The 9,103-nt window shown below is 70.4% G+C and carries 1 protein-coding gene; it reads right to left on the bottom strand.

Annotation, left to right across the window (positions count from 1 at the left end):
* Window positions 1-68: 68 nt before the first annotated feature.
* Complete coding sequence (locus tag AC1DCG_RS21080; protein WP_477041649.1) at window positions 69-8,834, bottom strand: putative Ig domain-containing protein; 8,766 nt, start codon at window positions 8,832-8,834, stop codon at window positions 69-71.
* Between the last annotated feature and the right edge of the window lie 269 nt (window positions 8,835-9,103).

Genomic DNA, 9,103 nt, shown 5'->3' with positions numbered 1-9,103 from the left:
GGAGGAGAAAAGGAAAGGGCGGCGCCGTCGCCGGCGCCGCCCTCTTTAGTTCAGGTCTTCGCCTTCGATCAGAAGGGCGACTGGATCGAGAGCCTGACGCCCTGGCTGTCGCTGTCCTTGCTGACCATGTTGTCGAAGTCCAGGCCGAACCGGATGCCGTTCTTGATGGTCAGGTCGGCCCCGAGCTCCAGCCGCAGCTGGTCGCGGTCGATCGGATCCACCGTCAGGCGGTAGGTCGGCCCGCCCACCCAGTCGGTGTAGCTGAGCAGGGCGTCGTTGGCCTTCTCGAAGTCGTGCGAGTACTCGACCCGGAAGCGCGGAGCCAGCAGGCCGGCCGCCGTCTTGCGGAGGAACTCGCCACGCAGACCCAGGGTGCCGGTCAGGCTCTTCACGGTCTGCGCGTGGTAGGTCAGGCCGTAGGGCCCGCCGCCGTCTTCCGAGAACGCATCCAGCTGCGAGCGGCTGAAGGCGAAGCGGCCGTAGGGCGACAGCAGGCTGGTCGGCGTCCGGTGCTCCATCCCGAAGGTCAGGGCCGCGAACACCTGGTCGCCATCACGCTCGCCGTTCACCAGCTCGCCCGTCGTGGTGACGTAGCGGCGGGTGTCGAAGTCGAGCGTGCCGTAGCCGAGGACCCCGTCGATGAAGGTCTTCTCGCCCGTCTTCAGACTGGCGTAGAGGCCCGCGCTGTAGCTTTCGGCGCGGCTCTTGGTGCCCGACTTGCCGATCCGACTGGAGTCGCGGCCGTAGCCGAGACCCAGGCCGAAGGCGAAGTCTTCGTTCACCCGGTAGTCGACGCCGCCGGTCAGGCCGTCGGTGGTGAAGCGGAAGCCGCTTTGCGACCCAACCGCGTCACGCATCCCGAAGTCCGCCGAACCGGCCGCCCAGACGCCCCAACGCTTGGGACCAGCCTGGCCGTCCTCGCCGTCGTCCTGGGCCGAGTAACCGGCCTTGGCTTCGGGCAGCAGGGGGCTGGACGGATCGGCCGCGTCGTTCATGCCGAGGCTGGCGTACTTGCGGAACCGCTCGCGCGCCTCCAGCCCGTCGTCGCGCTCGACATCGCCGCCACGAACGCTGACCCCGAACCCGCGACCCGCGCCGCCGCCGTTGTGCAGCTGCTCGAGGCGACGGTTGAAGTTGCTGATCTGGGCGTCGGCGAAGCGGATGGCCGCCGCGTCCTGAGCCGCGATCAGGCCCTTCACTTCAGGATCCTTCGACGGATCCGGGCGAGCCGTGACGATCACGTTGACCCGACCCGGAGCCGACGTCGCGAAGGCGTTGGTCAGGGTGTAGGTCACCACCGCCGTACCCGCGAAGGCGTTGTCGGGGGTGAAGGTCAGGGTGTAGGCGCCCGACGAGGGGTTGGTCACCACGGCCGCGCCGGAGCCGGCGGGCGTGACGGCCACCACCGCCGCACCGATGAACGGTCCGCCGCTGGCCCCGCTGACCAGATTAACGACCGCCTTCTGGCCGGCGAGGATCTCGACGGTGATCGGCGGTGCCGTCAGGGGCGCGGGGTTGACGGTCACGGTCACCGGGATCGGAGCCGAATCACCGAACGGATTGCTGATCCGGTAGGTGAAGCTGTCCGAACCGGAGAAGCCGGTGGCCGGGGTGTAGACGATGGTCTCGCCGTTGACCGCGGCCGCGCCCTTGGTCGGGGCGGCCACGACCGCCACGCCCGTGAACGGACCGCCGGTCGCGCCTTGCGTCGCCGCCAGGGTGACCGACTGGCCGGCCAGGACCGTGATGGTCTGGGCCGACTGGGCCGGGACCGCCAGCGGAGCGACCGTGACGGTGACCGTCGCCGGACCGCCCGTGCCGCCTTCGCCGGTGGCCGTGTAGGTGAAGGTGTCCGTACCGAAGAAGTTCTGGGCCGGAGCATAGGTCACGTTGAGGCCCGAGATCGTCGCCGTGCCGTTGGTCGGAGCCGTGGCGATGGCGATGGTCGAGATCGGGCCGGTGTCGTTGGCGGTCACCGGGATGACCACCGTGGCGTTGGCGTTGAGGCTGGCCGTGTCGTTGACGACCACCGGAGCCGGCGCGGCGACAGCCACCGTGATCGCGGCCGGGGCCGAGGTGCCCCCAGGACCGGTCGCGGCGTACGAGAAGCTGTCGGTGCCGTAGTAGCCCGGGTTCGGCGTGTAGGTGATGGTCACCGGCCCGCCGCTCTGCGACCGCATCCGCGCCGCGCCGCCATTGACCACGGCCGTGCCGTGATCGGCCTGCCGGGTGATGATGACGCTGTCGTAGAAGCCGTCGATCAGGCTCGATACGTCGATGGTCGTGGGTTGCCCCGGGTCGGTCTCGGTGGAGACCGGCTCGACCACCGGCGGCGGCGCCGGATTGACCACCAGGGTCAGGCTCACGCTCGTCGAGAAGGGAGTCGGCCCCGTGGAGGAGTCGCTCGCCGTCACGACGATCGGGAAGGAGCCGGCCTCGGTCGGCGTGCCCGAGAGGACGCCGCTGGTCGTGTCGAGCGACAGACCGGTCGGCAGCGTCCCGCTCAGGGCGTAGCGGTAGGGAGTGACCCCGCCCGTCGCCTGGAAGGTCAGGCTGTAGGCCATGCCGTAGTCGGCCGCCGGCGCGGAGGTCGGCGACAGGGTCATGGTCGGGCTGGCGATATCCATCGACAGGGCGTCGGTGCCCACGGCGCCGAAGCTGTCGGTGGCGGTCACGCTGAAGCCGAAGGTCCCGGCGGCCGTCGGCAGGCCCGAAAGCACGCCGCTGCTGCTGAGGCTCAGGCCGGCCGGCAGGACGCCGGTGACGCTGTAGCTGTAGGGACCCGTGCCGCCGGAGGTCGACAGCACCTGGTTGTAGCTCTGGCCGACGACGCCGTTGGCGGGCGAAGCCGTGACCAGGGTCACCTGGGCGATGTCGACGCTATAGGCCTGCGAGACGGGGAAGCCGTTCGCATCCGTGGCGGTGACGGTGAAGTTGGCCACGCCCGTGGCGCTTTGCAGCGCCGCGCCCGAGATCACGCCGCCCGCGCTCAGGGTCAGGCCGTTCGGCAGGGCGCCGGCGGTGACCGCGTAGCTGTAGGGCGAGGTGCCGCCCGCCGCCGAGAAGGTGGCGGTGTAAGGCACGGTGGCCGTGCCGGCCGGAAGCGGACCCGCCGCCGGCGACAGGGTCATGGCCGGCGCGCCGACCACCAGGGTGTAGGCGACCCCAGGACCCGGATAGGGACCCGGCGCCACCGAACCGTCGCTCGCCGTCACGGTGAAGGCGAACGAGCCGGTGACCGTGGCCGAACCGGAGAGCGCGCCCGCCGGGGTCAGGGTCAGGCCGGCCGGCAGGGCGCCGGAGGTGACCGCGAAGGTGTGCGGCGCCACCCCGCCCGTGGCCGTGAAGGTCTGGCTGTAGGGGACGAAGGCCGTGGCGGTCGGCAGGGCGCCGGCCGTCGGGGCGGTGATCGTCACCAGGGGAGCCAGGATGTTGATCGGGAAGGTGGCCTGGCCCTCGGCGCCATAGGCGTCGGTGGCCTTGATCACCGCGCTGAACGTCCCGGCCGCGGTCGGGGTCCCCGAGAGGACGCCGGCCGTGCTGAGCGTCAGGCCCGTCGGCAGAGAGGCGCCGACAACGGTGAAGGTGTAGGGCGCCGTGCCCGTCGAGGCCGTGAAGGTCGCGCCGGGATAGGCGGTGGCGACGATGCCGTCGACCGGCGTGCCGGCGACCACCAGGGTCGGCGCCGTCACCGTGACGCTGACCGTGGCCGGGGCCGAAGACCCGCCCGCGTTGCCGCCCGTATAGGTGAAGCTGTCCGTGCCCGAGAAGCCGGCCGTCGGCACGTAGTCGAAGGTGGCGCTGGCGCCCGCCCCGACCAGCGTCGCCGTGCCGTGGCTCGGAGCGCTGGCGATGGCGACCGACGTGGCCGGCACGCCGGTCAGGTTCGGAGCGATCGTGTTGGTGGTGCTGTTGGCGGCCACGGTCGCGCTGACCGCGTTCGCGGTCGGCGGAGCCGGGACGTTCACCTCCAGGGTGAAGGCCTTGGTCGTGGCGTAGGCGCCGCCCGTGGTGCTGTCCTGCGACCGGACCGTGAAGGTGTACGAGCCCACCGCCGTCGGCGTGCCCGAGAGCACGCCGCCGCCGCCGAGGACGATCCCCGGCGGAGTGGCGCCGGAGACCACGCTGTATTGATAGGGCGCGGTGCCCCCGGCGGTGTCGATCGCCTGGTTATAGGCCGTGTGCTGGGTCGCCGCCGGCAGGCCGGCCGCCGTCGTGATGGTCAGAGTCGGCGCGTCGACCACGACGTTGGTGTACGCCCGGGCCACGGTGTACGGCCCGATCCCGGTGGAGAAATCCTGGGCCGCGATCGTGAAGCTGAAGGTCCCCGACGCCGTCGGCGTGCCGGTGATCTCGCCAGTCGTGGACAGGCTGAGGCCAGGCGGCAGCACGGTTCCGCCAAACATGGAGTAGGTATAGGGCGCCGTGCCGCCGCCGGCCGTGATGGTGGCGGTGTAGGCGACGCCGGCCTTCATCCCGCTCAGCGTGCTGGGCGTGAGGGTCAGGGCCGGGTTGTTGAACGTGCCCGTATAGGTCCGCGTGCCGAGGAACGGCGCGCCGGCGCCCGTCGACGAGTCCGTCGCGGTGACCGTGAAGCTGTAGGCGCCGCCATGGGTCGGCGTGCCGGTGATCTGGCCGCTGGAGGACAGGGACAGGCCGGCCGGCATCGCGCCCACGACCGCGTACTGGTAGGGGGCCACGCCGCCGGTGGCGGTGAGGGTCCGGTTGTAGGCGACGCCGATCTGGCCGTTGGCCGGCGAGATCGGATCCAGGGCGATCGTCGGCGCGTCGATGGTCCAGCTGTAGGCCTGCGAGCCCGTATAGGGGCCGGCGCCGGTGCTGGCGTCTTGAGCCGTGATCGTGAAGTTGAACGTGCCCGCCGCCGTCGTCGTGCCCGTGATCTGGCCGCCGGTCGACAGGCCAAGGCCGGTCGGCAGCGTGCCGGTGTGCGAGAAGGTGTAGCCGGCCGTGCCGCCGCTGGCGGTGATCGTCTGGTTCACCGTCGTGCCGGTCGCGACCGCCGTCAGGGAGCCGGGCGAGACCGTGATGGTCGGCGCGTCAACCGTCAGGCCGTAGTTCTGGGTGATCTGGAACGGCCCGGTGCCCGCCGAGCTGTCCGTCGCGGTGACGCTGAAGTTGAACGGACCGCCCCCTTCCGTCGGCGTGCCCGAGAGCACGTTGCCGGTAATGGTCATGCCGGTCGGCAGGTCGCCCGCCCAGCTGTAGGTGTAGGGCGCAGTGCCGCCCGACGCCGTGAAGGTGCGGGTGTAGGCGCTGGCGATCGTCGCGTTGGTCACCGGCGTGTTCGGCGCCAGCGAGAGCGTCGGCGCGGCAATGGTGATGGCGTAAGGCAGAGCGCCGGTATAGGCGCCGCCCGCGCCGCTGCCGCCGCCCGTGCTGGAGTCAGTGGCCGTGACGATGAAGTTGTAGGTCCCCGCGCCGGTCGGCGTGCCGCTGATCTGCAGGTTGCCGCCGACGAGCGACGGGCTGAGGCCCGGAGGCAGCGACCCCGAGGTGACCGCGAAGGTGTAGCCCGCCGTGCCGCCCGACGCGCTGACGGTGGCGGTGTAGGGAGCCGCGATCGTACCGCCGGTCAGCGGCGAGGCCGGCGACAGGACGATGGTCGGCGCATCGACGATCAGCGTGAAGTTCTGCGTTCCGGAGTACGTGCCGCCGGCGGTCGAGTCCTGAGCGCGGATGACGATCGGGAACGAACCGCCCTCGGTCGGCGTGCCCGAGATGCCGCCGGCCGCGAAGCTGAGGCCGTCCGGCAGCGTGCCGCTGTCGAGGGTGATGGTGTAGGGCCCCGTGCCGCCGCTGGCGGAGAAGCTGGCGCTGTAGCTGGCCGCAACCGTGCCTTGCGGCAGCGGGTCGGGCGTCGACGCCACGGCGATCGTCGGCGCGGAGACCGTGATGCTGTAGGCCGCCTGCCCCTGGTAGTTGTTGCCGCTGCTGTCGGTGGCGGTGATCGTGAAGTTGAAGGTCCCGGTGCTGGTCGGCGTGCCGGAGATCGTGCCGCTGCTGAGGCTCATGCCCGGAGGCAGGGCGCCGGCGGTGACGGCGAAGGTATAGGGCGCGATCGAGCCCGAAGCCGAGATGCCCTGGCTGTAGCTCGACGCGCCGGCCTGGGCGCCTGGAAGGGCGCCGGCGGCAGGCGACAGGGTGATGTTCGGCAGGGCGATGCTCAGCGAGGCCGAGGCCGTGCTGGTGTAGCTGCCGTTGCCGCCCGAGTTGTCGGTGACAGTGACCACGACCGTGGCGTTGGTCGCCGTGGTCGGGGTGCCGCTGATGACGCCCGAGCTATTCATCGTCAGGCCGGCAGGCAGGCCCGTGGCCGAGTAGCTGTTGTAGGGCGGGTTGCCGCCGCTGATGGTCACGGGCGAGGCGACGCCGTTGTAGGCGACGCCGACCGTGCCGGTGGAGGCCGGCAGGGTGACCGAGAACACCGGATCGTTCACGGTCACGAAGACCTGGCTGACGTTCGACGTGCCGCCGGCGTTGGTGGCGACCCAGTTGAAGGTGTCGGTGCCACGGAAGCCGACCGGCGGGGTGTAGCTCATCAGGCCGGCGCTATCGACGGAGACCGTCCCGCCATAGGACGAGGCGCCGACCTGGTAGCCGGTCGGGCTTTCGGTGGCGTGCGGAGCCGCGCTGAAGGTCGTCGCCGTGGCCGAACCGGTGTTGTAGGTCAGGCCGCTGATGGAGAAGGACGAGGTCACCGGAGCCGGCGGGGTGCCCACCGACAAGGTCGCCGTCGTGTTGGCGTTGTACGGACCAGCGCCCAGCGAGCTGTCGGTGACGTTCACGGTGACGGTGAAGGTCCCCTGGACCGCCGGCGTGCCGCTGATGACGGCGCCGACGGCGCTCAGGCCCGAAGGCAGGCCGCTGATGCTGTTGACGGTGTAGGTCGCCCGGCCGCCCGAGAAGGTGACGGGGTTGCCGCCGGCGTTATAGACCCGTTCGACGGTGCCGGTGGCCGACGGCAGGGTCACCGAGATCGTCGGATTGCCGACCGTGACGGTGACGGTCGCCGGCGCTGAGGTGCCGCCGGCGTTGGTGGCCGTATAGGTGAAGCTGTCGTTGGCGTTGCGATAGCCGACGGGCGGCGTGTAGGTCGCGTCCCCGCTGCTGTTGACGCTGACGCTGCCGCCCTGGGCCGTGGTCGCCGAACCGACCGCATAGCTGGTCGGCGTGTCGCCCCCCGTGAGGTAGAATGACAGGTTGATGTTCGTCGTCAGGTTCGAGCCGTCGTTATAGGCGACGATCGAGCCGTAGCTCGCCGAGCCGGCGATCGGCGGCGCGACGAACGTGAAGCCGGACGTGGCCGTGCCGCCGGCCGTCGTGACGGCCACGGGGACGGAGCCAGACGCATGAGCCGGGGTGGTGAACACGATCGACGTCGGATTGGTGGACGTAGGCGTCACGGTCGCGCCGTCGACGGTGAGGGTAGCCCCGCTGAGGTTCGTGCCGCTGATCGTCACGGACGTTCCACCGGCCGTCGTACCCGACGTGGGCGACAGCGACGAGATCGTCGGCGCCGCGACATAGTTGAAGCTAGACGAGGCCGAGCCGCCGGCGGTGGTCACGACCACCGGAACCGAGCCTGCCGCGTGCGCGGGGGTGATGAACACGACTGAGGTCGGGCTTGTCGAGTTCGGCGTCACGGTCACGCCGTCGACAGTCAGCGTGGCGTTCAAGAGGCCCGTGCCGGCGATGTTCACGCTGTTTCCGCCGCCCGTGGGTCCCGAACTGGGCGTAAGTGAGGAAATCGTGGGAGCGGCGACAAAGGTGTACTGGTTGGCCGTGGCGGTGGCGCTGGTGCCGCCGACGGTGGTGACCCGGACGTTGACCGTGCTGGCCGAGCCGGCCGGGGCGACCGCCGTGATCTGGCTGGCGCCGTTGACGACGAAGCTGACGGCGGGCGTGCCCCCGAAGGTCACGGCCGAGGCGTTGAGGAAATTCGTGCCGGCGAGGGTGACCGACGTGCCCGAGGTGAGCGGGCCGGCGTTCGGCGTGACCGAGGTCACCGTCGGCGGCGCAACATAGGTGAAGCTGGACAGCGCCGTGCCGCCGGTGGTGGTCACGGCCACGCTGACCGTGCCGGCCGCATGGGCGGGCGTGGTGAAGACGATCGAAGTGTCGGTGTGCGTGCCCGGGGTGACCGTGACGCCGTCGACGGTGACGCTGGCGCCCAGGAAGTTCTGACCGGTGAGCGTCACCGAGGTGCCGCCCGCGGTCGGGCCTTCGTTCGGCGACAGGCCCGAGATCGTCGGCGGGGCGGGCGTGCAGGTGGCCGTGGTCGTGGCCGTCCCGTCCGTGCTCGGGGCGATGCGGGTCTGGAACGCGAACTCGGTCGCAGTCGGGCTGTAGGAATAGGTTCCGCCGCCGACCCCGATATTGGTGACCGTTCCGCCCGAATCCGTCGACCGCTGGAATTGCACCAGCGGTCCGTTCGAGACCATCGTGACCGAAATCGTGTCGCCGACGGCGAAACTGTGAGGTCCGCCCGGATACCATCGGCTTTGCGCCAAGGCCGCCCCGGTCAGGTTGACATTGACCCCCTGGAAGGTGACCGCGCCCGTGTTCTGCCGCGCGTCGGTGCTAGACACGGCGCTGCTGGCGATGACGGTGGTCTGGTTCAGCGCACCGGCGTTGACGGCGGCGCACCCGGTGGATGCGGCCGCCAGCGTCGGCGCCAGGGTGGTCAGCATGGCGAACAGCGCAATGGCGACGTGGCGAAGCCGCAGGCCTCCCGCACGCCGCTCGAGCTTTTCACCCTTGGTCGCGAACGACGCCAAATCCCGCAGAACGCGGGTCAGCCACCCCTGGAACATCGATTTCCCCAGCCCCAATTATCCACGCGCGGTTGCCCGCCCCGGACTCTCCGTCCGCGCGCATTAACAGCCCACTACACGTAACTGTACATTATGCACAGCCCCAAGGCGTTTCCCGTGTGAATTGTCACATCACGCGCACAGAGTGTGTCCCAAAGTTGAGACACCGATGTGCGTGACCGGTTTTCAAGGGATTTCCGGGACTTGCCGCACGCCTGATCGGAGCTGGGGCAGCCGCGTGAAACGAGCGCCTTGCGCGCTAGGGGCGT

This window comes from Caulobacter sp. 10L414, assembly GCF_056395525.1.
Note: the sequence above shows the minus strand (reverse complement) of the source record. Positions and strands in the feature narration are given on the sequence as shown.